At 68.1% G+C, this 24,543-nt stretch carries 25 protein-coding genes and 1 pseudogene; 17 read left to right on the forward strand and 9 right to left on the reverse strand.

Annotated features, from left to right (window positions below; genetic code table 11):
• The coding region (locus tag H5J31_RS34705; RefSeq protein ID WP_181776910.1) for a sigma-70 family RNA polymerase sigma factor at positions 1-787 on the reverse strand (787 nt) is incomplete at its 3' end.
• A 308-nt stretch (positions 788-1,095) separates the two neighbouring features.
• Here H5J31_RS34705 and H5J31_RS34710 point away from each other — a divergent pair.
• The 10 genes from H5J31_RS34710 (at position 1,096) to H5J31_RS34755 (ending at position 8,871) form a co-directional block, all read left to right on the forward strand.
• Positions 1,096-1,968, forward strand: a complete 873-nt coding sequence (locus tag H5J31_RS34710; protein ID WP_181776911.1) for a GGDEF domain-containing protein — start codon at positions 1,096-1,098, stop codon at positions 1,966-1,968.
• Between the two features lie 78 nt (positions 1,969-2,046).
• Positions 2,047-3,420: a glycosyltransferase 87 family protein gene (locus H5J31_RS34715; RefSeq protein ID WP_181776912.1), complete on the forward strand. Its 1,374-nt coding sequence runs from the start codon at positions 2,047-2,049 to the stop codon at positions 3,418-3,420.
• Positions 3,395-4,597, forward strand: coding sequence for a glycosyltransferase 87 family protein (locus H5J31_RS34720; RefSeq protein ID WP_181776913.1), 1,203 nt, complete (start codon positions 3,395-3,397; stop codon positions 4,595-4,597). Before H5J31_RS34715 ends, H5J31_RS34720 begins: the two co-directional genes overlap by 26 nt.
• Before the next feature lie 45 nt (positions 4,598-4,642).
• On the forward strand, positions 4,643-5,827 hold the full coding sequence (locus tag H5J31_RS34725) for a 5-(carboxyamino)imidazole ribonucleotide synthase (RefSeq protein ID WP_181776914.1): 1,185 nt from the start codon (positions 4,643-4,645) through the stop codon (positions 5,825-5,827).
• A 10-nt stretch (positions 5,828-5,837) separates the two neighbouring features.
• Positions 5,838-6,335, forward strand: coding sequence for a 5-(carboxyamino)imidazole ribonucleotide mutase (purE, locus tag H5J31_RS34730; protein ID WP_181776915.1), 498 nt, complete (start codon positions 5,838-5,840; stop codon positions 6,333-6,335).
• 138 nt (positions 6,336-6,473) lie between these two features.
• Positions 6,474-6,905 (forward strand): YbaB/EbfC family nucleoid-associated protein, encoded by a 432-nt coding sequence (locus tag H5J31_RS34735; RefSeq protein WP_181776916.1) that lies wholly within the window; start codon positions 6,474-6,476, stop codon positions 6,903-6,905.
• Positions 6,902-7,210: a YbaB/EbfC family nucleoid-associated protein gene (locus tag H5J31_RS34740; RefSeq protein ID WP_181776917.1), complete on the forward strand. Its 309-nt coding sequence runs from the start codon at positions 6,902-6,904 to the stop codon at positions 7,208-7,210. The genes H5J31_RS34735 and H5J31_RS34740 overlap by 4 nt, the downstream gene beginning before the upstream one ends.
• Positions 7,207-7,563 carry a hypothetical protein gene (locus tag H5J31_RS34745; protein WP_181776918.1) on the forward strand — a complete coding sequence of 119 codons (357 nt, stop codon included), beginning with the start codon at positions 7,207-7,209 and terminating at the stop codon, positions 7,561-7,563. The genes H5J31_RS34740 and H5J31_RS34745 overlap by 4 nt, the downstream gene beginning before the upstream one ends.
• Before the next feature lie 2 nt (positions 7,564-7,565).
• Positions 7,566-8,267, forward strand: a complete 702-nt coding sequence (locus tag H5J31_RS34750; protein WP_181776919.1) for a WXG100 family type VII secretion target — start codon at positions 7,566-7,568, stop codon at positions 8,265-8,267.
• Positions 8,251-8,871, forward strand: a complete 621-nt coding sequence (locus H5J31_RS34755) for a DUF3558 domain-containing protein (protein ID WP_181776920.1) — start codon at positions 8,251-8,253, stop codon at positions 8,869-8,871. Before H5J31_RS34750 ends, H5J31_RS34755 begins: the two co-directional genes overlap by 17 nt.
• A gap of 70 nt (positions 8,872-8,941) precedes the next feature.
• Here H5J31_RS34755 and H5J31_RS34760 read toward each other — a convergent pair whose 3' ends face one another.
• The gene (locus tag H5J31_RS34760; RefSeq protein WP_181776921.1) at positions 8,942-10,591 is read right to left on the reverse strand and encodes a class I adenylate-forming enzyme family protein; all 1,650 of its coding nucleotides are present in this window, start codon (positions 10,589-10,591) and stop codon (positions 8,942-8,944) included.
• Positions 10,592-10,695: 104 nt separating this feature from the next.
• Between H5J31_RS34760 and H5J31_RS34765 the strand changes: the two genes are divergently transcribed.
• From H5J31_RS34765 to H5J31_RS34775, 3 genes are all read left to right on the forward strand, one after another.
• Complete coding sequence (locus H5J31_RS34765) at positions 10,696-11,868, forward strand: acyl-CoA dehydrogenase family protein (protein ID WP_181776922.1); 1,173 nt, start codon at positions 10,696-10,698, stop codon at positions 11,866-11,868.
• A 137-nt stretch (positions 11,869-12,005) separates the two neighbouring features.
• Positions 12,006-12,314, forward strand: a complete 309-nt coding sequence (locus tag H5J31_RS34770) for a DUF6355 family natural product biosynthesis protein (RefSeq protein ID WP_181776923.1) — start codon at positions 12,006-12,008, stop codon at positions 12,312-12,314.
• A 135-nt stretch (positions 12,315-12,449) separates the two neighbouring features.
• Positions 12,450-12,878 (forward strand): hypothetical protein, encoded by a 429-nt coding sequence (locus H5J31_RS34775; protein ID WP_181776924.1) that lies wholly within the window; start codon positions 12,450-12,452, stop codon positions 12,876-12,878.
• On the opposite strand, the gene H5J31_RS34780 is transcribed toward H5J31_RS34775, so the two are convergent.
• Positions 12,826-13,281: a hypothetical protein gene (locus H5J31_RS34780; RefSeq protein ID WP_181776934.1), complete on the reverse strand. Its 456-nt coding sequence runs from the start codon at positions 13,279-13,281 to the stop codon at positions 12,826-12,828. The two genes, H5J31_RS34775 and H5J31_RS34780, sit on opposite strands and share 53 nt — an antisense overlap.
• Before the next feature lie 199 nt (positions 13,282-13,480).
• Here H5J31_RS34780 and H5J31_RS34785 point away from each other — a divergent pair, with 199 nt between their 5' ends.
• Positions 13,481-13,906: a DoxX family protein gene (locus tag H5J31_RS34785; protein ID WP_181776925.1), complete on the forward strand. Its 426-nt coding sequence runs from the start codon at positions 13,481-13,483 to the stop codon at positions 13,904-13,906.
• Positions 13,907-13,973: 67 nt separating this feature from the next.
• Here H5J31_RS34785 and H5J31_RS34790 read toward each other — a convergent pair whose 3' ends face one another.
• From H5J31_RS34790 to H5J31_RS34800, 3 genes are all read right to left on the reverse strand, one after another.
• Positions 13,974-14,681 (reverse strand): TIGR03089 family protein, encoded by a 708-nt coding sequence (locus tag H5J31_RS34790; RefSeq protein WP_181776926.1) that lies wholly within the window; start codon positions 14,679-14,681, stop codon positions 13,974-13,976.
• Positions 14,682-14,690: 9 nt separating this feature from the next.
• Positions 14,691-16,028: an LCP family protein gene (locus H5J31_RS34795; protein ID WP_181776927.1), complete on the reverse strand. Its 1,338-nt coding sequence runs from the start codon at positions 16,026-16,028 to the stop codon at positions 14,691-14,693.
• A gap of 91 nt (positions 16,029-16,119) precedes the next feature.
• Positions 16,120-17,667 carry an LCP family protein gene (locus H5J31_RS34800; RefSeq protein ID WP_181776928.1) on the reverse strand — a complete coding sequence of 516 codons (1,548 nt, stop codon included), beginning with the start codon at positions 17,665-17,667 and terminating at the stop codon, positions 16,120-16,122.
• A gap of 151 nt (positions 17,668-17,818) precedes the next feature.
• Here H5J31_RS34800 and rfbB point away from each other — a divergent pair, with 151 nt between their 5' ends.
• Both rfbB and rfbD read left to right on the forward strand, forming a co-directional pair.
• Complete coding sequence (rfbB, locus tag H5J31_RS34805) at positions 17,819-18,802, forward strand: dTDP-glucose 4,6-dehydratase (RefSeq protein WP_181776929.1); 984 nt, start codon at positions 17,819-17,821, stop codon at positions 18,800-18,802.
• A 3-nt stretch (positions 18,803-18,805) separates the two neighbouring features.
• Positions 18,806-19,678, forward strand: a complete 873-nt coding sequence (gene rfbD, locus H5J31_RS34810; RefSeq protein WP_181776930.1) for a dTDP-4-dehydrorhamnose reductase — start codon at positions 18,806-18,808, stop codon at positions 19,676-19,678.
• 76 nt (positions 19,679-19,754) lie between these two features.
• Here rfbD and H5J31_RS34815 read toward each other — a convergent pair whose 3' ends face one another.
• Genes H5J31_RS34815 through H5J31_RS34825 form a run of 3 tightly spaced genes read right to left on the reverse strand, consistent with a single transcriptional unit; the run spans position 19,755 to position 24,347 of the window.
• Positions 19,755-20,843, reverse strand: a complete 1,089-nt coding sequence (locus H5J31_RS34815; RefSeq protein WP_181776931.1) for a glycosyltransferase family 4 protein — start codon at positions 20,841-20,843, stop codon at positions 19,755-19,757.
• Positions 20,836-23,349 (reverse strand): glycosyltransferase, encoded by a 2,514-nt coding sequence (locus H5J31_RS34820; protein WP_181776932.1) that lies wholly within the window; start codon positions 23,347-23,349, stop codon positions 20,836-20,838. Before H5J31_RS34820 ends, H5J31_RS34815 begins: the two co-directional genes overlap by 8 nt.
• Positions 23,350-23,381: 32 nt before the next feature.
• The gene (locus H5J31_RS34825; protein WP_181776933.1) at positions 23,382-24,347 is read right to left on the reverse strand and encodes a glycosyltransferase family 2 protein; all 966 of its coding nucleotides are present in this window, start codon (positions 24,345-24,347) and stop codon (positions 23,382-23,384) included.
• 19 nt (positions 24,348-24,366) lie between these two features.
• On the opposite strand from H5J31_RS34825, the pseudogene H5J31_RS40075 reads away from it, so the two are divergent.
• Positions 24,367-24,543: pseudogene (locus H5J31_RS40075) on the forward strand (glycosyltransferase family 1 protein); the annotation flags it as partial.

Here is a 24,543-nt window from a genome sequence, read left to right on the forward strand (position 1 = left end):
CGAGAGCCGCGCCACCGAGCACGATCGGCGCGATGATCCCGCGCAGACCGCCGTTGATGTCGGCCAGTTCCGCGGCCAGCGCGCGGCACTGCTCGCATTCGTCCAGATGGTTCTCCACCTGCGCGCGTTCCCGCTTCGACAGGCCGTCGCGGGTCCACGCGCCGAGCTTGTCCGCGCTCGCGCGGCAGCGTTCGCCGGAGTTTTCGGCCAGGTGCACCTGCAGATACGCCTGCCGCAGGCCTTCACGCGCCCGGTAGGCCAGCGCGGAGACACCGTTCGCGGTCAGCCCCAGCAGCGGCGCGACCTCGGCGGGGCTCTGCCCTTCGATCTCGGTGTGCCACAGCACGGCCTGCCACCGCTCGGGCAGCCGCGCGAACGCCTTCGCGGCGAGCGTGCGCTCGAGCCCGGCGACGGCGGTGTCGGAGAAGGGGACCGTCAGCGCTTCGCCGACGGCACCGCCGACGTCCGACATGTCCTCGTTCAGGTCGACGCGCTTGTCCTTGCGCGTCTTGTCGTAGGCGGTGTGCCGGAGCGCCGTCAGCAGATATGCGCGGAACGCGGTGTCCGGCCCTTTGCCACCGCGGAGGGTGTCCAGCACCTTCGCGAAGGCTTCCGAAACGAGATCGTCGGCTTCGGAGCTGGACCTGGCGAGCTGGCGGGCGAGATTGTGCGCGGCCCCGGCGTGACGCTCGTACAGGGTTCCGTAAGAAGCGATCTTCCCGTCGCGCACCTCGGCGATCAGCTCGGCGTCGCTCTTACCGGAGAGATCGGCGGGAACGGTGGACACGGGACTCCTTCATCTGCTGGTTGGGCGGGTTCTCACTGACTTGACGCCCGAACCCGCCCAGTGTGACGGACCGGGCGACGTACGTCACCTCGCGGTCCCACCGATGACCCGGAGGGCCCAACAGCTTCACCCGCCATGGGTTGGATTTGAACAGCGCGCGACAGCGCCCGTTGAGGGTGGCGGCGGGGGCATGGATGGAGAGTTCGGAAAGATCCTTGAAAAACGCCGTCACGCCCGACGTGGACCGTCGTCCCCACCGTGAAGCGATCGCAAGATCGACAAGATCGGGACGGAAGGGGCGGTGGCCAGTGGACGTACCGGCGACCGGTGCGCCGTCCGGGGGAACCGACGGGCAAGCCGCCTGGAACCGGTTCGAACGAGACCGTTCTCTCCGCGCCCTTCGGGCTCGCTGGCGGACCGCCAGCCTGGCCTCGGGCTGGCGTTTCCCCAGCGACTGGGGGCTTCCCGAGGTCGACGCCGTCTGCGCGGCGGTGATCAAGAACGGCCGGGCGGCCACCGTCGAACTGGCGGAAACCGCGCTCGCCGGACTGGGCAGGGCACGTGCCGCGGCGGGTGCGGGCTTGGCCGAAACGCTCGCGGACCTCGCGGCGTTGCACGCCGTGCTCGCCGACCCGGACGCGGTGGACGGTTTCATCGCACCGGATGTCGATTCCACGCCGTCCCGGTTACTCCGGGTGACAGCGCTGGCTTGGGCGGACGTCGCGACCGATCAGCTCGTGAACACCGAAGTGACCGAGCCGCTGACCGGACTGCCCACTGCCGCGTACCTGAGGACCCGGTTGAGTGAGCTGTACCGCCAGGCCCGTCGCGAAGAGCGACCGGTCGCGGAGGCGCACACCCTGCTGGTGGTCGCGATGGACTTCAGTTCGGTCGCGGGCTGGCCCCGGCTGACGGGGATGATCCTGGTCGCGGACGCGCTGAAGCAGGTGTTCGACGGCGGGGAGAGTGTCGCGTCCCTCGGGCCGTCGAAGGCGGGTGCGCTCGTCCCGAAGGACGTGAGGCTCGCTTCGTCGGGCGTCGCGCTGCGAAGGGCGCTCAACGAGCGGCTTTCGGTGGACGCCCAGCTGCAGGACACCGGCCGCCCGCAGATCTCGGCCGTCCGGCTCCCGGCGACCTACGATCAGGCGTGCGATCTGCTCACCTCACTGGCCCGTTCGTAGCGGGTTAGCGCAAGACGTTCTCCAGGTCACGGGCGACCCTGTCGACCAGGGACGACCCGTTCATGATTTCCTGTTTGCGTGACCCGGACTGTTCCCGCCGATGCGAACGGCGACGTTTCGGCGAGCCGCCCACCGCATCGCCTCTCGTTGCGCAGGTCGCTCGCCCGCTTGTCCGTCCGGCCGAGGTCGATCCTGATCCTCTCGGTGATCCCGCTGGTCGCGATCGGTTTCGGCATCTGGGGATGGCAGCACGAATGGGTGCTCGGCGTGGACAGCGCGGTCTACCGCGCCGGCGCCGAGACGCTGCTGAACGGCGACCCGCTGTACGACGCCAACACGCTTCCGGTGGAACCCTGGTGGGCGCTGCTGCCGTTCACCTATCCGCCGACGGCCGCCCTCCTCTTCATCCCGCTCGCGCTGGTCCCGACACAGGTCGCCTGGGGGCTCCTGACCGCGGTCTCGCTGCTGGCGCTGGCGCTGTGCGTGCGGATCGCGATCGGCGCGCTGCCGAAGCCGTCGACCGACGGACCCCGCTGGTGGGCCTCGCCCGCTCGTTCGACGATCGCGTTCTTCCTGGTGTTCCTCGGCCTCGAGCCGGTGTGGCGCACGATCTTCCTCGGCCAGATCAACATCATCCTGATGGCGCTGGTGATGCTCGACATCCTGGTCATCGGGGCCAGGGGCAGCCGCTGGGGCGGGGTGCTGGTCGGCGTCGCGGCCGCGGTCAAGCTCACCCCGATCGTCTTCCTGGGGCATCTGTTCATCACCGGCCGCCGGATGGACGCCGTCCGCGGGCTCATCACGTTCATCGTGATGCAGGGCCTGATGTTCCTGATCATCCCGCACGACGCGGCGCGCTACTGGACCTACACGCTGCCCGACACCGGCCGCATCGGCCCGGTGCACTGGGCCGGGAACCAGTCGCTGAACGCGCTGATGAACCGCTTCACCGAGCTCGCGCCCTGGGCGTCGAAGGCGGCCATGGGGATCGGCGCGCTGCTGGCGATCCCGGCGATCTGGCTGGTGCTGCGCTTCCACCGCAAGGGCCAGGCGCTCGCGGCGATGCTGGTGACGGCGTTCTGGATCCTGCTGATCTCGCCGATCTCCTGGACCCACCACTGGGTCTGGGTGGCGCCGCTGGTCGTCCTGCTGGTCTCGCGGCTGCCGAAGACCACGCCCGCCACCGCGTGGAAACGCTGGCTCGGCACCTTCGCGGTGTTCTTCGTCTTCATCAGCTGCGTACTGCTGATCCTGCCCAACGGCCGCAATGTCGAGCTGCACTGGAAGGTGTGGCAGAACATCCTCGGCAGCGCGTACATCTTCATGCCGCTGGTGCTGGCGCTCGCGCTCGCCGGCCGGTGGTGGTACCTGAGGCGGAAACGACGCGGAGTGGCGGGCGACGACGTCATGGGGGACGACGAAAAGCATGCTGAAGTCGCGACAGGCGGCTGAGCCCAGGACCGGACTGGCGCTGGCGGGTGCGCTCGCCCTGGCGATGCTCGTGCTGGGCATCGTGGCCTGGCTGGGCGAGTGGCAACTCGGCGCGGACAGTGCCGTCTACCGGGCCGGCGCCCTCACCCTGCTCAAGGGCGAGCCGCTCTACACCCGTGAGGCGCTGACGACGCTGCCCCCGTGGGTGCTCTTGCCGTTCACCTACACTCCGGCCGCGGCGCCGCTGTTCCTGCCGCTCGCGATCGTCCCCGCCGGGTTGACCTGGGGCGTCGTCGGCGCGGTGTCCCTGGTCTGTCTGAGCGTCGTGATCACCGTGGTCGCCCGCGCCTGCGGTGCCCCGATCACCCGGTGGTGGGTTCTGCCGCTGGCCACGGCCGGTGCGCTGGCGCTGGAGCCGGTGTGGAAGACGCTCTTCCTCGGGCAGATCAATCTCATCCTGATGGCGCTGATCGTCCTCGACGTCCTGGTGCTTTCGGCGCGCGGCTCGCGCTGGGCAGGGGTGCTCATCGGGATCTCGGCCGCGATCAAGCTGACCCCGCTGATCTTCGTGCCGCATCTGCTCTTCACCGGTCGCTGGAAGGACGCGCTGCGGGCACTCGGCACGTTCGTCGCGCTCGAAGCCGTGATGTTCGCGGTCATCCCCGGCGACGCCGTCCGTTTCTGGACCGAATCGGCCACCGATCCCAGCCGGGTCGGTTCCGTGCACTGGATCTTCAACCAATCACTCAACGGGCTGGTGAACCGGGCTTCACAACTGGCGCCGTGGTCGCTGACGGTGGCCATCGCGATCGCCGCGATCCTGGCGGTACCCGCCGTCTGGCTGGTCGTGCGCCTGCACCGCCGGGGCGACCCGGTCGGCGCGCTGCTGGTGACCGCGTTCTACGGACTGTTGCTTTCACCGGTGTCGTGGTCACACCACTGGGTGTGGACGGTGCCGCTGCTGGTGCTGCTCGTCATCCGTCGATCGTGGGTTCCGGCCGCGGGCGTCGCCGTGCTGTTCGTGAGCGGCGTGATCATGTTCGTGCCCAACGGCGGGGAGACCGAGTTCGGCTGGGGGCTGGGCTGGTCGCTGCTCGGCAACATCTACGTCCTCGCCGCTGCGACGGCGATCACAGGACTGGCCGTGCGCGAGCTGCGGCGCGGGTCCGCCCAGGTCGTGGCGGTGGCGGCCAAGTAATCTCATGCCCGGCATCGGCTTTTCGAGCGGGAGTGTGCGGCAGTAGTGGACAAGCGAACCGGTCTTCCGATCGTGGGCATGGTGGGCGGCGGTCAGCTGGCCAGGATGACCCATCAGGCGGCGATCTCCCTCGGCCAGTCCCTGCGTGTGCTGGCCGCCGGGGAGAACGAATCCGCCGGTCTCGTCGCGGGCGAGGTCGTGCACGGCCACCACACCGACCTCGAAGCGCTGCGCTCGTTCGCCGCCGGCGTCGACGTGCTGACCTTCGACCACGAGCACGTTCCCGGCGAGCACCTGCTGACGCTCGCGATGGAAGGCGTCACGATCCGGCCCGATCCGGCCGCGCTGTCGATGGCGCAGAACAAGCTCGTCATGCGCGAGATGATGGCCGGACTCGAGATCCCTGGCCCGGAATTCGCCGAAGTGTCCTCTGTGGACGATGTGATCTCCTTCGGTGACAAGCACTCCTGGCCGGTCGTGCTCAAGGCCGCGCAGGGTGGCTACGACGGGCGCGGCGTCTGGATGCTCGACACCGCGCAGCACGCGCGCGAGACCGTGCCCGAACTGCTCGACGCCGGAACTCCTTTGCTGGTCGAGGAGAAGGTCACCATGCGGCGCGAACTTTCCGCGCTGGTGGCCAGGTCCCCGTTCGGACAGGGCGCGGCGTGGCCGGTGGTGGAGACCGTGCAGTCCGGCGGGATCAACACCGAGGTCCTCGCGCCCGCGCCCGGGCTGAGCCTCGCCCGCACGCAGGAAGCGCAGGATCTCGCGCTGCGGATCGCCGCCACGCTGGGTGTCACCGGCCTGCTCGCCGTCGAACTGTTCGAAACCGACGAAGGCCTGCTGGTCAACGAACTCGCGATGCGCCCGCACAACTCCGGGCACTGGACCCAGGACGGTTCGAAGACCTCGCAGTTCGAGCAGCACCTGCGCGCCGTACTCGACTACCCGCTCGGCGTGACCGACCTGATCGCCCCCGCTTGCGTGATGGCGAACGTCCTCGGTGCGCCGGAAGCGCCCGAGATGGGACCGGACGAGCGTCTCCACCACCTGTTCGCGCGGTACCCGGACATCCGGGTCCACTTGTACGGCAAGGGAGAACGGCCCGGCCGCAAACTCGGCCACGTCAACCTGGTCGGTGAAAACATGGAGGAGTTGCGCGACCGGGCGCTGCTCTCCGCACACTGGCTTTCCCACGCCGTCTGGCTCGACGGCTACGAGATTCACTAGGAGTGTGAACATGGCGCCGCAGGTGGGCGTGATCATGGGCAGCGACTCGGACTGGCCGACCATGGAGGCGGCCGGGCAGGCGCTGGACGAGTTCGGCGTCGAGTACGAGGTCGGCGTCTACTCGGCGCACCGCACTCCGCAGCGGATGCTCGACTACGCGACTTCGGCCGCTTCGCGCGGCGTACGCGTGATCATCGCGGGCGCCGGCGGTGCCGCGCACCTGCCCGGCATGGTCGCTTCGGCGACGGTCCTGCCGGTGATCGGCGTGCCGGTGCCGCTCAAGTACCTCGACGGCATGGACTCGCTCCTGTCGATCGTGCAGATGCCCGCCGGTGTCCCGGTCGCGACGGTTTCCGTTGGCGGGGCCCGGAACGCGGGCCTGCTCGCGGTGCGGATCCTCGCCGCGTCCGACGAGGCCCTGCAGACGAAGATGGCGCGCTTCCAGGCGGACCTCGAGCAGTTGGTGCTCGACAAGGACGCCGCACTGCGCAAACGCGTCGAAGGCTGACCTTTCGGATTCCTCCGACTTCGCCGGAACCCCCTTGCGTCCGTAGATCGTCACAGTAGGGTGTCAGGCGGGCACTGCTGGTCAGAATGGCCGGCGGTGGAGGAGGGGAGCACGAATGCTCGGCTTTGTGATGCGCTCATGACGGCGGCGCAGGATCCGCGCGTCTTTCGCGATCAGGTACGGGCCATGGAAGCCCGGCTCAAGAAGACCGTGCACACCGGACGGTCCGCTGATCGAGCGGTCACCGCGACGGTGACCGGGCGCGGCGAACTGGTCGATCTGCGAATCGCTGACAACGCCCTGGACAGGGCGCACCCCCAGTTGCTGGGGAGCGGCATCGTGCAGGCCGTCCAAGCCGCGCGGGGCGTCGCGCGCTCGGCGGCGGTCCCGGAGCTGGCGGCGTTGGTCGGGAAAGAGCCGGAGAGTCCGGTTCGACCGTCATCGGCGGAACCGGCACCGGCAGGTCGGAGCGTAAGGGCGCCACGAGACGAAGTGCCTGATGAAGAGAGCTTCGACCAGGTCGACTTCCTCTCGGATGAGGACGTCGACGACCGAGGCGGCCATCGATGAACACCCACGACAGGCTCTACCACCTGGCCAAGGAGATCGATGCCAGGGTCGGTGCCATCGAGCAGGCCGCGAGCAGTGGTCGTACGACGACGCTGACTTGGACCATTCCCGCAGGCCTCGGCACGGTCACGGTGGACGGGATGGGCTCGTTGATCTCCGTCGAGCTGGACCCCGATGCCGTAGAGACGCAAACGGCGGCGAGTCTGTCTCGGCATGTCTTGCGTGCGATCAACGAGGCGGAGAGCGCGGCGAGTGCGCGACGCGACTCATTGATCGAGGACGCGGAGAAGGAAGGCATTCGATGAGCGGACCGTTCGACCCACTCGGCTCCAGCGGATCCGGCTACGAGGTCTACCCAGAAGCTCTCCGCAGGGCGACCGAGGATGTCTTTCATGCGGCAGGACGTCTTCGGGACTTCGCCAACGTCGATATCGAAGGACTGCGCCTGGGCGTTCACGACGTCGGCATGCTCGGTGAACAGGCGGGGATTGTCGAAGCCTTCAACGGAATGATCGCCAACTTGCAGGAGAAGAGTACTCGCGGCTTTGAGCGTTTGATCAGTCTCGGCGATGCCATGGACAAGGCCGCTGACTACTACGACGCGCAGGACGAGGAGTACTACAAACGTCTCCGCGACCTGGAGAAGGATGGGGGCTGAGCATGAGCGAATTGGCGGAGTATCCGATCGCCGCGGATCAGAAGATCCGCGATTTCGCCGGGCTTCCACTCATCGGCCGCTCTGACGTGTTCTTGATGCTGGACGATATTCGGACGCGACTTCTCGGCAACGCCGTGAGTGTGCAGGAGATCGCGTCCAGGTTCGCGAGCAACGCCACGATCCAGGACGCACACGACGACATCGGTGCCGCCGTCCAGGCCTTGGCGGGGACTTGGACCGGGCGAGCCGCGGACCAATTCGTCGCGCATGCCGCCAATGTCACCAACGCGCTCAAATCGGAGCAAGAGGCGGTGGCCAGTGTTTCCGCGGTGATGACCGATATAGCGCACAAGGTGATAGAGACCTACGCTTCGGCCATCACGCTCTTGGGAGAGTGTGCGGGAGAGCTTGCCAAGATTGATTTGAAGGCGCTTGTCGCTGCTCTCACCAGTGTTATCCCAGGGGTGAACCTCATCACCTTCGCCGATGTGATCGATTCGGTCATCGAAGCGCTCGGGGAACTTGTGAAGAAGGTCGTCGCCCTGTTCGCCGATGCGATCAAGGCGATCGACGGCTTCAAGGGCAGCGCTGTCGGCTTGACGCAGATCAAGACGAATTTCGTTGAGCTTCCTGAGCTTCGCCCGGGTTCCGGAGTCGAAGATCAGAAGCAATGGAAGGTTGAGCCCGATGCTTTCCCGGAATGACGTGAAGCCTGTTTCCCTGATGTTGCTGCTCGTGATCGTCCTGGTCGCCGGTTGCGGTCTGGGGAAGCCGGACCGGGTACTCGAAGGTCCGCCCGCACCGGCACAGGCGGGTGGCGTGATCCCGTTCTCCCCTGTCGAAGAGCCGGTAAACCTGGCGTCTTTTCAGGTGGACCCTTGTGGCGCGTTGAAGCGTGAGAATATCGCGGCGTTGATCGTCGATCCGCCGGACGAGGTCAGTCCCCGGCGAGCGGATTCGGCTCCGACCGGATGCTCATGGAATGTTCTAGGGGGGCCGCTTCTCAGCGTGCGGCTTCCTGCCGGCGAAGAAGTGACACTTGCTGAAATCGCGGCACTCAACGAGCGCGATCCGAGTCTTTATCCTGGATGGCGAGCGTTGTCGATCAGCGGTCTGCCCGCCGCTCAATACCATTCATCCGGTGACATGAAGGCCTGCGAGCTCATGGTCGGTATGTCGGATGAGGCGGCACTCGAATTCCGCTATCAGGTCGCCGGTGAAGCCAAATCCCAGTACTGGGGCGACGACCGGTGTGCGGCGGCGCTCAAGGCCGCGGAGCTGGTGATCGGCAACCTGCGCGGCCGCTGACCGCATTTCGTCCTCTGGATGCGGTAGTTCGCTACCGAACCACCGCATCCAGAGGACTAAATGCGTGGTGTCATTCGGCGAGTTGCTTCCGCAGTTCCCGTTTGAGGACCTTTCCGGCGGCCGAAACCGGGATCTGGTCGACGAAGTGGATCGCCCGCAGTCGTTTGTACGGCAGGACGCGTTCGCTGACGGCTTCCATGAGTTGCTCGGCCGTGAGGTTTTCGTCGCTGCGGACCACGAAGGCGACCGGGAGTTCGCCGACCTCTGTATCCGGTTTGCCGACGACGGCCGCCGCGGAGACGCCGGGCAGGGTGATCAGCAGCTCTTCGAGTTCGCGTGGAAAGACGTTGTACCCCTTGTACAGCAGCATGTCCTTCTTGCGATCCACAATGGACAGATAGCCGTCCTCGTCGAGGATGCCGATGTCGCCGGTGTGCAGCCAGCCGTCGACGAGCGCGGCCGCCGTCTCCTCCTCGCGGTGGCGGTAGCCGATCATCACCTGCGGTCCGCGCAGGCAGACCTCGCCGCGTTCCCCGGCGGGCAAGGGATCTTCGCCGCCTTCGGCCGGGACGATCTTGACCTCGGTGTCGGGCAGCGGCAGGCCGACCGAGCCGACCTTCCGGGTGGCGGAGCGATACGACGGCGCGATGACCGCGCCCATGGTGACCTCGGTGAGGCCGTAGCCCTCGGTGATGATCACGCCGGGGAAGCGGTTCTGCAGGGCGCGGATCATCTCGTGGTTCATCGGCGCCGCGCCGGAGCCGATGGTCAGCACCGACGACAGATCGGCCGTGTGGAACTCCGGGCAGGCCAGCAGTGCCGCGAACAGCGCGGGCGCCCCTCCGATGGTGGTGACCCGCAGCATCTCGGCGTCGGCCACGTACGCGGCCGGGTCGAAGCGGTCGTGCAGGACGACGGTGCCGCCGTCGAGCAGCGGGACGTTGAGTGCGGCGATGGTGCCCATCGCGTGGAACCAGGGGGTCAGGTTGAGCGCGATCCCGGTGCCGATCCGGGACGGCCATTCGTCCGGTTCGCCGAACTGCTCGACGATCACCTCGCCCGAAGCGTCGAGCGCGGGCAGCGCGCCCAGCCGCCAGCATGAACTCTGCAGGCTGTTGACCACGACGTTCCGGTGCGGCAGGCAGACGCCCTTCGAGCGACCGGTCGTGCCGCCGGTGTACGCCAGATGGGCGAGATCGCGGTAGATGTCGATCTCGACGTCGGGTCGCTCGTCGGAGTGATCGGAGTAGAACTTCGTGAACTCGACCTCTCCCTCGCCCAGTACTTCCGGCGGGTGAACGACGATGCTCAGCCGGACCGACGTCCGGTCGCGGACCGCGGCCAGCACACGCGCGACCGGGCCGACCGTGACGGCGGCGACCGCGCCGGCGTCGGCGAGCTGGAGGGCGAGGTCTTCCGGCGGGAGCAGGGGGTTCGCCGGGCTGAAGGTGGCCCCCGCGAGCAGCGTCCCGTAGTACGCGACCGGGTACGCCAGGCAGTTCGGCAGGTGGAGCGCGACCACGTCGCCCCGCCCGATGCCCTCGGCACGCAGCGCGTTCGCGAACCGGCAGGCCGCGCTGTACGTCTCGGCGAAGGTGAGGCTCTGGTCTCCGTGGGCGAAGGCGGTGCGTGAGCCCCAACGAGCGGCGGCGCCGGCCAAAACCGAGCCGACCGGGACCTCGGGATAATCGAGCGACCGGGGGAGCGGAGTGAGCTGCATCACCCGAACGTACGGACTTTGCGGTCAAAGACACAAGCGCTCGCGATGTCGCACAATGTGAACGAGCGCTAACATCGGTCGAACTCCCCAACGCGTTAGAAGAGGTGACGAAGGTGTCTGACGGCCCGGGTCTGTACCAGCTTGCCGAGGAGCACGAAGAGCTGCGGGCCGCGGTCCGTGCCTTGGCGGAGAAGGAAATCGAGCCGTACGCGGCCGAAGTCGACGAGGACGAGCGCTACCCGATCGAGGCGTACAACGCCCTGGTCAAGTCGGGTTTCAACGCCGTCCACATCGACGAGGCCTACGACGGCCAGGGTGCCGACGCCATCGCCGCCTGCATCGTGATCGAAGAGGTCGCGCGTGTCGACGCGTCGGCGTCGCTGATCCCGGCGGTGAACAAGCTGGGCACGGTGCCGATCATCCTTTCGGCGTCGGAAGACCTCAAGAAGCTGGTGCTGCCGTCGATCGCCTCCGGTGAGGCGTCGGCGTCGTACGCCCTTTCGGAACGCGAGGCCGGCTCCGACACCGCGTCGATGCGCACCCGCGCGAAGCTCGACGGCGACCACTGGGTGCTGAACGGCACCAAGTGCTGGATCACCAACGCGGGTGAGTCGTCCTGGTACACCGTGATGGCGGTGACCGACCCGAACGCCGAGAAGAAGGCCAACGGCATCTCCGCGTTCGTCGTGCACAAGGACGACCCCGGCTTCGTCGTCGGCTCGAAGGAGCGGAAGCTCGGCATCAAGGGCTCGCCGACCCGCGAGATCCACTTCGAGAACTGCACCATCCCCGCCGACCGCATCATCGGCGAGCCCGGCACGGGCCTGAAGACCGCGCTGCGCACCCTCGACCACACCCGCCCGACCATCGGCGCGCAGGCGCTGGGCATCGCGCAGGGTGCGCTCGACGCGGCGATCGCGTACGTCAAGGAGCGCAAGCAGTTCGGCAAGTCGATCTCGGAGTTCCAGGGCGTCCAGTTCATGCTGGCCGACATGGGCATCAAGATCGAGGCCGCCCGAAACCTCGTCTACGCCTCCGCCGCGGCGACCGAGCGCGGCGACAAGCGCGGCGGCTACATGGCCGCGGCCGCGAAGGCGTACGCGTCGGACATCGCGATGTCGGTGACGACGGACGCCGTGCAGCTGTTCGGTGGCGCGGGCTACACGCGCGACTTCCCGGTGGAGCGCATGATGCGCGACGCGAAGATCACGCAGATCTACGAAGGTACCAACCAGATCCAGCGCATGGTCATGGCGCGCGCCCTGCTCAAGGGCTGATCCTCATAAGTACCTGAAGGCCCCCTTCACTGCGCTAGACGCAAGGAAGGGGGCCTTCCTGTACTTATGACCCCGGTCGAGGGAAATTTTCGCGGACGGCGTATCCGATTACTGCGTTCGCAGTAATGTCACTGTCTGTGAAAAAGATTACTGTCGCACTTGCTGGGGCTGTGCTCGCGTGTCTCGCCGTCGCGCCGAGCGCAGGGGCTGCCGAAGTGTCGCCGCGCGCCGCTGACACGTTCTACAAATGTGGATTCGTCCCGTCCTATTCGAGCGCCAATGGAAATGCGCTGTACAACCACTGTGGCGAAACCCGGGTCAAGATCATCGTCGAGAACATCTGGTTCCAGGACACGGAAAAGTGCGTCTACCCGGGCGTGACCGACATCGAAGGCGCCTCCAGGGGCAGCAAAACACGCGACGCCTGGTACATCGGTAACTGCTGAACCTGACCTCGTCGAGAACCCGGCGGCCTATTCCGGTCGCCGGGTTCTCCCTGTTCGGCGCGTGTGAGATCAAGCGTCGGTGAGATGCTTCACGGAAATACGGCGATCATGGGCCGACGGTGTCACTCTCGAAGGATGTTCTGGTCGGCTCCGGTGTCGTGGACACCGCATGACGAGGCCGAGCTGATCGCCGGCTGGCGGTTGTGGCTCGAGCTTCGGGATCGCGCGTGGCCGTCGGCGGCGTGGGACGGGACCGCGGCCGACGTCGTGAAGCCGTTGCGCGAGCTGGTCGCGGCCTGCGACGAGATCGAGACGGGCTACCGCAAGGCCGTCGCCGAGCCGTCCGACGAGTTCATCCGGATCATCCAGTTCCTCGTGTTCACCGTCAGCACGGTGATCGAGTTGTGGGCGGACGACGAGGTGCCGCTCGACGCCGAGCGGATCGCGTTGCTGCACGCGGATCTGGCCGGGTTCGCCGAGCAGGCGGAGCGGGTGCTCGAAGTGCTGGCCGTCAGCGGGGGCTGGACCGGCCTGGCCGCGGAGCATCGGCGGCCGGATCGCTGAGCGATTCGGGTTTCTCGACCCAGGCGAATCGCGAACCCGCGAGGTGGTCGTCCAGCGGGCGGTCCAGTGAAAGCAGGGTGACGGGGTTTCCGAGCGGGTCTTCGCCGGGGATGATCCCGTAGCCGATTTCGACCAGGGACTCCGCTTTCTCGTCGGATTCGACGTCGTGCCGGGTGACGCCGTCGTCGATCGACCACGTGCCGTCGAGGGTGCGGTGGAATTTCAGGGCCAGGGTGCCCGGGGCGAACGCCGCCCACGTGTAGCGCGAGACCGTGAACGCGGTGCTCCAGCTGGACCAGTAGAGCCATCCGGAGCCGTCGCCGCGGAACGCCAGTTCGGCGGACTCGACGTCGCTCGGATACAGCATGCGATCCGACCACAGTCCGACCAGGCGTTCATCCATCACGGGGGAGATTCTGCCCGCCGGACGCGCCGGACGGGGGGATAACTCCGCGGCATTCCACGCCAGGACATGGCGCCGATCGTGTGCGGTTCCTGTCGGGTACCTGTCGATCACGCTCCGGAGGTGCCGCCGGAGGCGCCCGGTGTCCTACCGTGATCCCGGTAAGTTGAATATTCACCGACCAGAAAGCTGATACCCGATGTTCGCTCGTTTCAAGGATGTCGCCCTCCTGCTGGGCCGGATCGGTGTCGGTGTGGTCTTCCTCGCACACGGCCTGCAGAAGTGGGAAAACGGGATCGACGGCACGGCGAAGTTCTTCGAGCAGACCGGCATCCCGCTGCCGACGCTCGCGGCGATCTTCGCGATCGCGGTGGAGATCGTGGGAGCCATCTTGTTCATCGTCGGTTTCCTGACGCCGCTGGTGGGCCTCGGCTTCGTCGTGGTCTCCGTCGGCGCCCTGCTCTCGGTGCACCTCGACAACGGTCTGACCGGTCAGGGCGGCTACGAACTCGTCCTCGTCCTGGCGGTGGCCGGGCTCGCGCTCGGCTTCAACGCCGGCAAGTTCTCGCTCGACCACGTGCTCTTCGGACGCAAGCGTGAGGCGAAGCAGCTTCAGGACGCCTGATCCCCACGCCTGTTATGAACGGACCTTTCATAACGAATCCTGTTATGAAAGGTCCGTTCATAACACATCAGGCGGAGAGATCCGCGGTCGTCCGCTCGGCTTCACGCCGGGATGCGAGTTTGGCCGGATCCGCGTCGGTCACCTGCACCAGATGCGCGCCGGCCGCGAGCGGCGTCAGGAATCCCGCGAGGATCCCGTCCTCGCCGGTCCATTCCACAGTGGACAGAACGCGATCCTCCGCGGACAGGTCGGCCGATGAAGCGCGCGAGCGGGCTTCGGCGAGTGCTTCGTCCACAGTGGACGAACCCAGTGCGGGAGTGTCGCCGGGAATGGGGGACAGCGGGCTGAACTGGTCGCCCGAGAGCCGCGCCTCGGTCAGGTAGTCCAGCATCCCGTCCGGCAGGGCGCCGGCGGGCAGCCCGAGACCCATCGGATGCAGCGAGACGACCGCCGTCGCGGCCGCGTCGGAAGCGCCGTCCGGCGCGATGAACGCCACCCGGGCGCCCGCGGTCTCCGTCACCACCCTCGCGCCGCACCACCAGGCACCCAGCAGGACACCGGCGGTCTGCCAGTGTGACGGCAGCACCACGGCGACCTCGTCGCCCGGCTCGACGTCGAACTCGTCGACCAGCCAGTTCGCGGTTTTGGCGGCCCAGTTCACCGTGGTCGCCACGGACAGCTCGACCCGGCTGCCCTGCTTGTCGTCGTAGTGCGTGATCAGCGGTTTCGCGGGCGACCCGAGCAGGGGCCGCAGCAACAGTTCGGTGAGGCTCACGCCCCAACGCTAGTTCACGCAGGGAACGCTCGACGCGGCGAGCAGGGGAGCCGCGCCCGGCGCGCCGCCACCACCGGCGGGACCTCGGCCCACCAGGCCGGTGACGAAGGTCCGCACGGCCGCGGGGTCGATCTCGACGATGCTCTGGCCGTCGGCGCTGCGCCCGTTGATGTTCACCACCGGGATGGTCGTGAAGGTCAGGTCGCCCGAAGCGATCCCCTTCGCCTGCTGCGCGAACTCCAGCAGGTCCAGCCCTTCGTCCAGGACGATCGACCGGCGTACGACGTCCATCAGGCCGCTCATCGTCGACGGGCTGGTCAGCGTGCCCGCCGAAAGCACCTGGTTCAGCGCCGAGGACAGGAACGTCTGCTGCCGCACGATGCGGTCGAGGTCGCCGCGCGGCAGGTTCTTCCGCTGGCGGACGAAGGAAAGCGCCTCGCCGCCCGACACGGTCTGTTCGCCGCGCCGGAAGTTCGCGCCGGAGTCCTTGTCCTCGGTCGAGTGGTTCAGGCAGACCTTCACCCCGCCCAGGGCCTCGGTCAGCAGGTAGAACCCGAGCAGACTGACCTCGGCGTAGTGGTCGATGCGGATCTGCGTCAGGTCCTGAACGGTCTGGACCAGCGCCTTGCGGCCTTCCTGGTCGGAATCGCGTTCCAGCTTCGCCTGATCGGGCTCGCCGCGGTGGGCGTTCGCGTAGTTGGTCTTCGCGACGCCGTACGCCGAATTGATCTTGTTCGTCCCCCGGCCGGGGATCTCGGTCCAGGTGTCGCGCGGGATCGAGACGCCGGACGGTTTCCCGCCGTTCTTCGGGATGCGCAGGATGATGATGGTGTCGGTGTTGACGCCGGCCTTCTCCTCGGTGCGCAGTTCCTTCAGCACCTTCGCCGGCAGCGGGTTTCCCTGCGCGTCGGTGCGCGCGTCGCTGCCGACCAGCAGGATGTCGTTGGCGCCGTCGTCGGCGGGCGGCGCGGCGGGGTCGTCGGCCTTGCTCAGAGCGTTCGTCGTGGGGACGTTGCTCTGCAGCTGGTCCTTGGTGACGTACGCGTAGCCCGTCGTGCCGAGGGCGAGCAGCGACACCAGACCGAGGGCGATCCGCCGGGTGATGCGGCCGGCGCGGCGCATCGGGCGTTCGGGGACGGTGAGGACACCCGAGACCGCTTCGTCTTCGGCCGGGCTGGACGGCTGGGGCAGGGGATTACGCGGGTACGGCGTCGGGACGAACCGAGGTTCCTCGTCACTCGGATTTTCGTCACTCTCGGTGTCCGGTTCGGTCGCGTCGTCCGGCTTCGCCTCGTCGTCGTCCGCTTGTTCCGGCCGCTCGCCGGTGTCCTTGTCTTCGCCGTCCATCCCTGTTCACCTCCCCTGGCGCGCTGTCGCTGGTCCGATCGTAGGAGAAGGCTAGGTCACCGCGAGCTCGGCCACGCTGAGTACCCGGACATTAATTGACGCAGGGCACAGCGCCCGCGACGATCGGTGTCGTGGTGGGGGCGGCAGGCGCACTGGCGGGCGGCTGAGCCGGCTGTGAGGGAGCCGACGTCTTCGCCGGGGTGGAGGTCGGTCCGCCGGCGCCGGCGGACGCGCCCTTGAAGTCCTTGCCGAGCAGGACCCGCACCTTGCCCGGGGCGACGTCGCGATCCGCCTCGGCCTGCACCGCGGTGCCGACGACCTGCTTGACCAAGGCGAGCGCGTCTTCGTCGCCGGGCGCGTACCGGATGACCGTGGAGTTGCGCGTGCTGAGCTTCGTGTCGGCGGCGAGTTTGAAACCCTTGCCCTGCAACAGGTTCCGGGTCTCGGTGGCGATCGTGGGGGAACCGGAACCGTCGAACAGTTCGACGGTCACCGCTTCCGCGCCCGGCAGCTTGGCGGAGGTCTCGGTGGGCGTCGTCTGCCCGTCGGAGGTGAGGCGGGTGACCTCGGCCTGCACCTGCGCAGGGTCCACGCGGAGGACGGCGGCGCCGCCGATCGTCGCGTCACCCTGGGTCGGGATCGTGTGGAACTCGACGTTCCCGCTGGTCAGGCCGCGCATCTGGGCGGCGAACTCCGGCAGGTCCCAGCCCGCCGACAGTACGACCGACTTCTTCACCGCTTCGATGAGGTTCGCGATCTTCGCCGGGTTGATCAAGACGTCCGACGACAGGACCTTGTTCGCCAGCCCGGACAGGAAGGCCTGCTGCCGCGCGATCCGGTCGAGATCGCCGTTCTGCAGGTCGTACCGCTGGCGGACGAACGCGAGCGCCTGGACGCCCTCGACCGTCGATCGCCCGGCGGGCAGGTCGACGCCGGACTTGCGTTCCTTGACCGGGCCGTTGAGGCAGACCTCGACACCGCCGATGGCCTTGGTGATCTCGTAGAAGCTCGACAGGTTCACCTCGGCGTACCGGTCGATCATCTTCGGCTTGCCGATGAACTTCTCCAGCGTCGCGATCAGGTTCTTGCGGCCGGCGTCCTTGGCCTTCGCGTCGACGTCCTTGAGATCCGCGTTGCCCTGCTGCTGCAGCGTCTTCGACGTGTCGTTGTAGGCGTACACGTACGCGCTGTTGAGCTTGTGCTTGCCGAAGCCGCCGGTGATCTCGACCCACGAGTCGCGGGGGAAGGAGATCGCGGTCGCCTTCTTACCGTTCTGCGGGATGTGCACGAGGATCATCGTGTCGGTCTGGCGCTCGCCGTCGGAGTTGCCGGCGTGCAGCATGTCGAGGACCTCGCGCGGCAGCGGGTTTCCCTGCGCGTCGGTGCGGCTGTCCTGGCCGACCAGCAGGATGTCGATCGCGCCGTCCAGCGGTTTCGCCGGCGGATGCCCGTTGTCCTCGAAGATGTTGGTGGTTGCGAAGCCCGTCGCCGGGTCGCCGATGAACTGCCAGCCCCACCAGGTCAGCGCCAGGATCGTGATCGAGAACAGGCTGAACACGACCTTCACCCCACGACGGGCGAACACCACGACGCCGCCGCCACGGCGCGCCGGAATGGGTGGCCCGGGCCACTCGGTCACGTGCGGTCCTCCACGAATCTCCCCAGGGCACACGCGTGCCACTCCCACAACTCTACTGATCCTCGTGTTAGACGTCCGTAGGCTGGTGGAAGGTTGCCCCGGTCGTGACACACTCGGCGGGTCCGGGAAGTCGTAAAAGGAGGAACGCGGGATGCGGGTGCTGGTCACCGGGGGTGCCGGTTTCATCGGTTCGCATTACGTCCGGCAGGTGCTGTCGGGGGCATACCCGAGCCTGGCCGACGCCGAGGTGATCGTGCTCGACAAACTGACCTACGCGGGCAACGAGGCGAACCTGGAGCCGGTGAGCAAGAACCCGCGCTACCGGTTCGAAAAGGGCGATATCTGCGACGCCGCCCTGGTCAGCGAGCTGATGCGGGGGGTCGACCTGGTCGTCCACTTCGCCGCCGAGTCCCATGTGGACCGTTCGATCGCCGGGGCCGCGGACTTCGTGCTGACCAACGTGCTCGGCACGCAGACCCTGTTGCAGGGCGCGCTCGAGGCCGAGGTCGGGAAGTTCGTGCACGTGTCCACCGACGAGGTCTACGGGTCCATCGACGAGGGTTCCTGGACCGAAGACCGGGCGCTGGAGCCGAATTCGCCGTACTCGGCGTCCAAGGCCTCCTCCGATCTGTTGGCACGTTCGTTCTTCCGTACACACGGACTGCCCGTCTGTGTCACGAGGTGTTCGAACAACTACGGTCCGTACCAATTCCCGGAGAAGGTCATTCCCCTCTTCGTGACCAACCTGCTCGATGGCAAGAAGGTCCCGCTGTACGGCGACGGGCTGAACGTGCGTGACTGGCTGCACGTGGACGATCACTGTCGCGGAATCCAGTTCGTCGCCGACGGCGGCAGGGCGGGCGAGGTCTACAACATCGGCGGTGGCACGGAACTGACCAACCGCGGGCTGACCGAGCGACTGCTGACCGCCGTGGGCGCCGACTGGGGAATGGTCGAGCCGGTCGAAGACCGCAAGGGTCACGACCGCCGCTACTCGGTCGACATCACCAAGATCGGCCAGGAACTGGGTTACGCGCCGCAGGTGTCCTTTGAGGACGGACTGGCCGAGACGGTCGCCTGGTACGCCGGCAACCGGTCGTGGTGGGAGCCGCTGAAGAACCGTGCGGGGGCGTGACCCGTGCTGAGCGTTCTCGTGCCGGGCGGATCCGGCCAGCTGGGACAGGACATCGCGGCGCTGGCGCCGGACGCGGCCACGCCGTCGTCTTCGGAGCTGAACGTGCGTAACACAGGCGAGGTCGTCGCCGCGGTGACCGCGTTCGCGGACGCGGCGCGCGCGGCCGGGAAGTCGCCGGTGGTGATCAACGCGGCGGCCTACACCGCGGTGGACGCGGCGGAAACCGATGAGGAGCGGGCGTTTTCGGTGAACGCCGACGGGCCCCGGGTGCTCGCGGCGGCCTGCTCGTCGCGCGGGGTCCCGCTCATCCACGTGTCGACGGACTACGTCTTCGCCGGTGACGCGACAGCGCCGTACGAGCCGAATGACCTGCTGGGCCCGCTCAACGCGTACGGCCGGACAAAGGCGGCCGGTGAGGACGCCGTACTCGGCTCCGGGGCGCGATCCTGGATCGTGCGGACCTCGTGGGTGTATGGCAAGACCGGGTCGAACTTCGTGAAGACCATGGCGCGCCTGGAAAAGGAGCGCGAAGAATTGTCCGTTGTGGACGATCAAACCGGTTCGCCGACCTGGTCGCGCGACCTCGCCGCCGGGTTGCTGGAACTGGCCGATCGTGTCGCCGCCGGCGAAGGGCCGTCGCAGCGGGTGCTGCATTGCACGGGCGGCGGAGCGACGACGTGGTTCGGGTTCGCGCAGGCGATCTTCGCGGAACTCGGCGCGGATCCGGCGCGCGTGAAGCCTTGTACGACAGCGGAATTCCCGCGTCCGGCGGTCCGTCCGGCGTACGGGGTGCTTTCGAACGCTTCCTGGCGCGAAGCCGGTCTCACGCCGCTTCGCGATTGGTCCGACGCGCTGAAGGCCTACTTCACTTCCTGACCCCGCCCGCGTTTAGTCCTCTGGATGCGGTACTTGCACACGCAAGTACCGCATCCAGAGGACTAAACGCGGGTGGTCAGTGCTTGGTGCTCGCTTGGCGGTAGGCGGCGACGGTGAGTTCGGCGCAGGCGCGCCAGGTGAAGTTCGCGACGTGGGCGCGGCGCGCGGCCGAGGTGGCGACGGCGTGCGGGTCGCTGACGGCGATCCGCAACGCCTCCACGAGCCCGTCGACGTCCTCGTAGGGGACCAGGCTCGCGCAGTTGCCCGCGACCTCGCGCAGCGCCGGGATGTCCGTGCACACCACGGGCACGTCCGACGCCATCGCCTCCAGTACCGGAAGCCCGAAGCCTTCGTCGCGTGACGGCAGCACCAGCGCGCTCGCTCCGGCGACGACCCGCCGGAGGTTCACGTCCGACAGGTAGCCGACGTGCCGCGAACGGTCGCCCACCGAGAACTCGCCGGGGCCGACGAACACCAGTTCCGGCAGGTCCGGCGCAGCTTCGTGAGCCCGCCGCAGCCAGTCGAGGCCCTTGCGGGGCCCGGCGGCACCGGCGAAGAGCAGGTACTTGTCCGGAAGGCCGAGTTCCTTGCGGCGCTCCTTGTCCGGCGGGCGCGCGTTGAACCAGGCCGGATTCACGCCGAGCGGGGTGACGACGATCTTGCGGCGGTCGACGTCGAGCCGTTCGGAGATCTGGTCGGCGACGGCGTTGGTGGGCGTGCAGATCACGTCGGCGAGCCGGGCGCCGCGCCGGACCAAGTGCGGCAGCTCGTGATCGCTCGGCGCGAGTTCTTCGGGAGCGTCCAAAAAGGCCAGATCGTGGATCGTCACCACGCCTGCCGCGCGGAACCGGCCGGGCAGCACGAAGTTGGTGCCGTGCACGACATCCGTCGGTCCGGCGAACAGTTCCACCGGCGGTAGCTGGGAACGCAGCCACGCCTTGCGCAGCAACCGGGCCGCCACGGGCATTCCACGGGCCTGCACGCCGTGCGGCAGCACCTTCCGCAGACGGCGCCAGCCACGCAACGTGAACGCGACGGCGCGGGTGTCCACCTCGGGCATCGAGGCGAGCTCTTCGGACAACGCGACCGTGTAGCGGCCGATACCTGTCCTGGCACCGAGAAGAGGGGTCCCGTCGAGCAGGACGCGCAAGGGGCGGTCAGCCACGGCCGAGCCTCTGCTTCGCGACCTTGACCACGCGGCCGCCGACGCGCCGCACGAGTTCCTTCGGGCCGCCGTCGGCGAGGTATTCGCGGATCAGGTCGACGTCGCGGCGCAGCATTTCCTTGCCCCGCACTGGTTCCGTGAGCACCAGATCTTCCGAGCCGGGCAGTCTGTCGGCCGCGGGACGCGGGTTCCGGCAGAACTCCACGAGCGGCTTCAGCGCTTCCGGCCAGGCGTAGCGCTGGGCGACGGCGGCGATCCGCTCGACGCAGCCCGCCGCGAACTCCTCGTCGTACAACGACCTTTCCAGCGCCTCGGCCAGCGCGTCCACGTCCTCGGCCGGGACGACGACGCCGAGCCGTTCCTCGCGGACCAGGTCGGCGAACGCGTCGCCGTCGGTGGTGACGATCGGCAGGCCGGCCCACAGGTAGTCCAGGACTCGGGTGCGGAACGCGAACGTGGTCTCGACGTGCTCGAAATGCGTGGTGACCCCGCAGTTCGCGTCGAGGAGCCAGTTCTGGCGCTCCTCGAACGGCACCCAGTGCTCGTTGAAGAACACGTGCTTGCCGGTCAGCCCGAGGGTGTCGGAGAGCAGCATCGTGCGCGCGCCGATGTCCATCTCGGCGACCTCGGGGTTGGGATGCTTCATCCCGAGGAACACCAGCCGGACGTCGCCGCGGCGCTGCCGCAGCTTCTCGATCGCGCGGACCAGCGTGAGCGGGTCGAACCAGCTGTAGACCCCGCCCGCCCACAGGACGACGTGATCGGTCTCGCCGATGCCGTCCAAAGTGGACCGGAGACCGGGGCCGGTGCGGACCGGCGCCTGCGGCGACAACCCGAACGGGACGACCGAGAGCAGTGACTGCGTGGTCGGGTCGGCGTCGTAGAGGCGCGGCGAAAGCCTGCCCATCGCGGCGAGGTGCCCGAGCCAGAAGTGGCGCTGCCGCTCCGACGCGCAGAGGAAGAAGTCGCCGCGCTCCAGCTGGGCGTCGAGGACCTTGGTGACGCCGATGAGGTCCTTCGCGCGCTTGTCGTCAGCGACGCCCTTGCCCTGTTCGAGCAGTTCCAGGTGCATCGGGTCGTACAGATCCGCGACGACGATCTTGTGCGCGTACTGCTTCTTGAGCGCGGGTGCGAGTTCGAGCACGTGCCCCTGGAGGATGACGATGTCGGCCCACGCGATCGGGGCCTCCAGCTCGCGCCGCGTCGCCGCGCTGACCTGGAACGGCGCCGGTGGCGGGTCGGCGAGCGGGTTGACCGTCACCAAGTGGACGTCGTGCTCCGCGGCCAGCGTCGCGGAGATGTTCCACGCGCGGATCGCCGGGCCCGCCATCCGCTCGGTGATCGCGTCGCCGGTGATCACCAGGACCTTGCGACGCTGCCCGAAGAGCGCGTCGATACCGAACGTCTCGACGAGGATGTCGTGCGCGGCGAGGTAGCGCGGCAGCGGGTACGCGGGCTCCAAGGCCTTGCGCAGCAAGGGAAGCAGGTCGGCATCGGTACGGACGCGGGCGGCCTGCTCGGCGGCGCGCGACTCGGCCAGCGAGGGCAGCAGCTCGACGAACTGGTCGATCGCCAGCACTCCCGCGAGCGTGGTGCGTGGTACTTCGACCGGACCGGTCTCGGCCGGGCCGACGCCCTTCGCGAGGTCGAACCGGGTTGCGTCGAGGTCACCGCGCGCGGTCGCGCGGCGGACGGCCAGCGCCAGGGCGGCGGGCAGCGCGCGCGACAGCGTCTCGTCGGAGAGGTTCTTGTACAGCGCCGCCAAGGCGTTGCGCTCCAGCAAGAACGTCTCGCGGCCGGAATCGGGAGCGTCCACTGTGGACATCGTGGCGTGGTGCTTGTGGTAGGTCAGCGACTCCGGCAGGTACCGGACGCGCCAGCCGCGCAGGTTCAGCCGCCAGCCGAGGTCGACGTCCTCGTAGAACATGAAGAACCGCTCGTCGAAACCGCCGAGTTCGGCGAACACCCCGGCGCGGACGAACATCGCCGAACCGGTCGCGAACAGGACGTCCTTGGCGATCTCGTGCTCGGCGGCCGGGACGTCGGCCAGTGGGCTGCCCGCGTGGCGTTTGTAGCCCATGCCGAACCAGGTCAGGCCCGCGTCGACGAAGTCGGTGCCGGTGCCTTCCCAGTCGAGTACCTTGCTGGCCACCGCGGCGACCGTCGGCTGCGCGCGCAGTTCCGCGACGGCCGTGCGCACCCAGCCGGGGGCGGGGCGCGCGTCGTTGTTGAGGAAGGCGAGCACGGTACCGGTGGCGTGCCGCGCACCGAGGTTGCAGCCACCCGCGAAACCGGTGTTCACCGGCGACTCGACGAGCTTCACGCCCGGGGCCGCGGCCTTGATCTCGGCGACGTCGGAGCCGCCGGAAGCGTTGTCGACGCAGATGACCTCGAGGTTCGGGTAATCGTGTTCGGCGAGCGCGCGCAGGCAGGTGACGGTGTCGGCGGCCCCGCGATAGTTCACCACGATCACCGAGACGACCGGTTGCGTTTCCCCCTGCGCCAAAGCCGTACTCCCTGCACTCGATTGGCCCAAGCTTAAAGGCCCGCCCACGCGTCCCAGACCGCGCCTCGGCCCAGTGCCGCCCGCCGCCCGATGGCCCGTCTCTCGGAGAGCGTGCGCGGCAGGCGGACGGCGACGGCGCCGAGGACCCGGCACCGGAGGCTGAGACGGAAGTTCGGCGCCGCCGGCTTCTTGGTGTGACGGAGCCCTCGGAGAGGCAGAACCGCGGTGAGGACGGCGAACTTCACCAGCTGGCGGATCGCGACCGGGCGGGGAGCACACCGGAGAAGGGTGAGCAGGCGATTGCGTTCATTCCACAGGTGGAACTGGACCGAACCCGGCCGCGTGCTCGCGCCATGCTGATGGGTGACGTCGGCGGCTGTGCTGTCGACACTGTTGATGCTGTCGACGCTCACGACGTCCCAGCCCGCCAGCCGCAGTCGCCACGCGGTGTCGGTGTCCTCGTAGTAGCAGAAATAGGAGGCCGGGACGCCACCGACGGAGCGGAGCGCCTCGACGTTCAGCACGGCCGCGCCGCCGCAGAAGCCGAACACCTCGTCGGTGGGTTCGGCGAGGTCGGCGCCGTGGCCGTCGGCGGTGAGACGTACGCCGGTGGACTGGACCGTGCCGTCGGCCAAGGTCAGACGGGCGCTCACGGCGGCGGCGAGCGGGGCCTTCTCCAGAGTGTCTTCGCAGGTCGCGAGCCATTCCAGGCTCGGCGCGGCGTCGTCGTTCAGCCACGCCATCAGCGGGGTGTCCACCTTGTGCAGTGCGGCGGCCATCGCGCCCGCGTACCCGGCGTTGCGTCGCAGCCGGAGGACCTCGGGTTTCGACGGATGGGCGGCGAGGAGCTCGGCCGTTCCGTCGTCGGAGGCGTTGTCGACGACCAGCGTGCGATGCGGGCGGGATTGCGCGGCGAGGGCGTCGAGGCAGGCGGTGATGTGCGCGGCGCCGCGCCAGGTGACCACGACGACGGTGGTGCTGGGTTCGGCGTCGGTCATGCCAGAGAGAATAGAGACCATGCCCGAACTGGTCGTGCTCGCCGAGCAGCTGCTGGCGCCCGTCCCCGGCGGAACCGGCCGCTACACCGGTGAGCTGCTGCGGGCGCTCGCCGAGACCGCGCCCGCGGGCTGGACGGTGTCGAGCGTGGTCGCGCGGCATGCCGGCATCGACACCGTCGAGGCCGCCGTGGTCGAG

Source organism: Amycolatopsis pittospori, from assembly GCF_013870525.1.
Lineage (GTDB): Bacteria > Actinomycetota > Actinomycetes > Mycobacteriales > Pseudonocardiaceae > Amycolatopsis > Amycolatopsis pittospori.

Excerpts from the sequence above, each read along its gene's own strand:
- H5J31_RS34785 (WP_181776925.1), top strand. The coding sequence starts at position 13,481 with ATGTTCGCTCGTTTCAAGGATGTCGCCCTCCTGCTGGGCCGGATCGGT.
- H5J31_RS34825 (WP_181776933.1), bottom strand. The coding sequence starts at position 24,347 with ATGACCGACGCCGAACCCAGCACCACCGTCGTCGTGGTCACCTGGCGC.
- H5J31_RS34740 (WP_181776917.1), top strand. The coding sequence starts at position 6,902 with ATGAACACCCACGACAGGCTCTACCACCTGGCCAAGGAGATCGATGCC.
- H5J31_RS34735 (WP_181776916.1), top strand. The coding sequence starts at position 6,474 with ATGACGGCGGCGCAGGATCCGCGCGTCTTTCGCGATCAGGTACGGGCC.
- H5J31_RS34780 (WP_181776934.1), bottom strand. The coding sequence starts at position 13,281 with ATGGATGAACGCCTGGTCGGACTGTGGTCGGATCGCATGCTGTATCCG.
- purE (WP_181776915.1), top strand. The coding sequence starts at position 5,838 with ATGGCGCCGCAGGTGGGCGTGATCATGGGCAGCGACTCGGACTGGCCG.
- H5J31_RS34760 (WP_181776921.1), bottom strand. The coding sequence starts at position 10,591 with ATGCAGCTCACTCCGCTCCCCCGGTCGCTCGATTATCCCGAGGTCCCG.
- H5J31_RS34755 (WP_181776920.1), top strand. The coding sequence starts at position 8,251 with ATGCTTTCCCGGAATGACGTGAAGCCTGTTTCCCTGATGTTGCTGCTC.
- H5J31_RS34775 (WP_181776924.1), top strand. The coding sequence starts at position 12,450 with ATGTTCTGGTCGGCTCCGGTGTCGTGGACACCGCATGACGAGGCCGAG.
- H5J31_RS34750 (WP_181776919.1), top strand. The coding sequence starts at position 7,566 with ATGAGCGAATTGGCGGAGTATCCGATCGCCGCGGATCAGAAGATCCGC.
- rfbB (WP_181776929.1), top strand. The coding sequence starts at position 17,819 with ATGCGGGTGCTGGTCACCGGGGGTGCCGGTTTCATCGGTTCGCATTAC.
- H5J31_RS34745 (WP_181776918.1), top strand. The coding sequence starts at position 7,207 with ATGAGCGGACCGTTCGACCCACTCGGCTCCAGCGGATCCGGCTACGAG.
- H5J31_RS34720 (WP_181776913.1), top strand. The coding sequence starts at position 3,395 with ATGCTGAAGTCGCGACAGGCGGCTGAGCCCAGGACCGGACTGGCGCTG.
- H5J31_RS34795 (WP_181776927.1), bottom strand. The coding sequence starts at position 16,028 with ATGGACGGCGAAGACAAGGACACCGGCGAGCGGCCGGAACAAGCGGAC.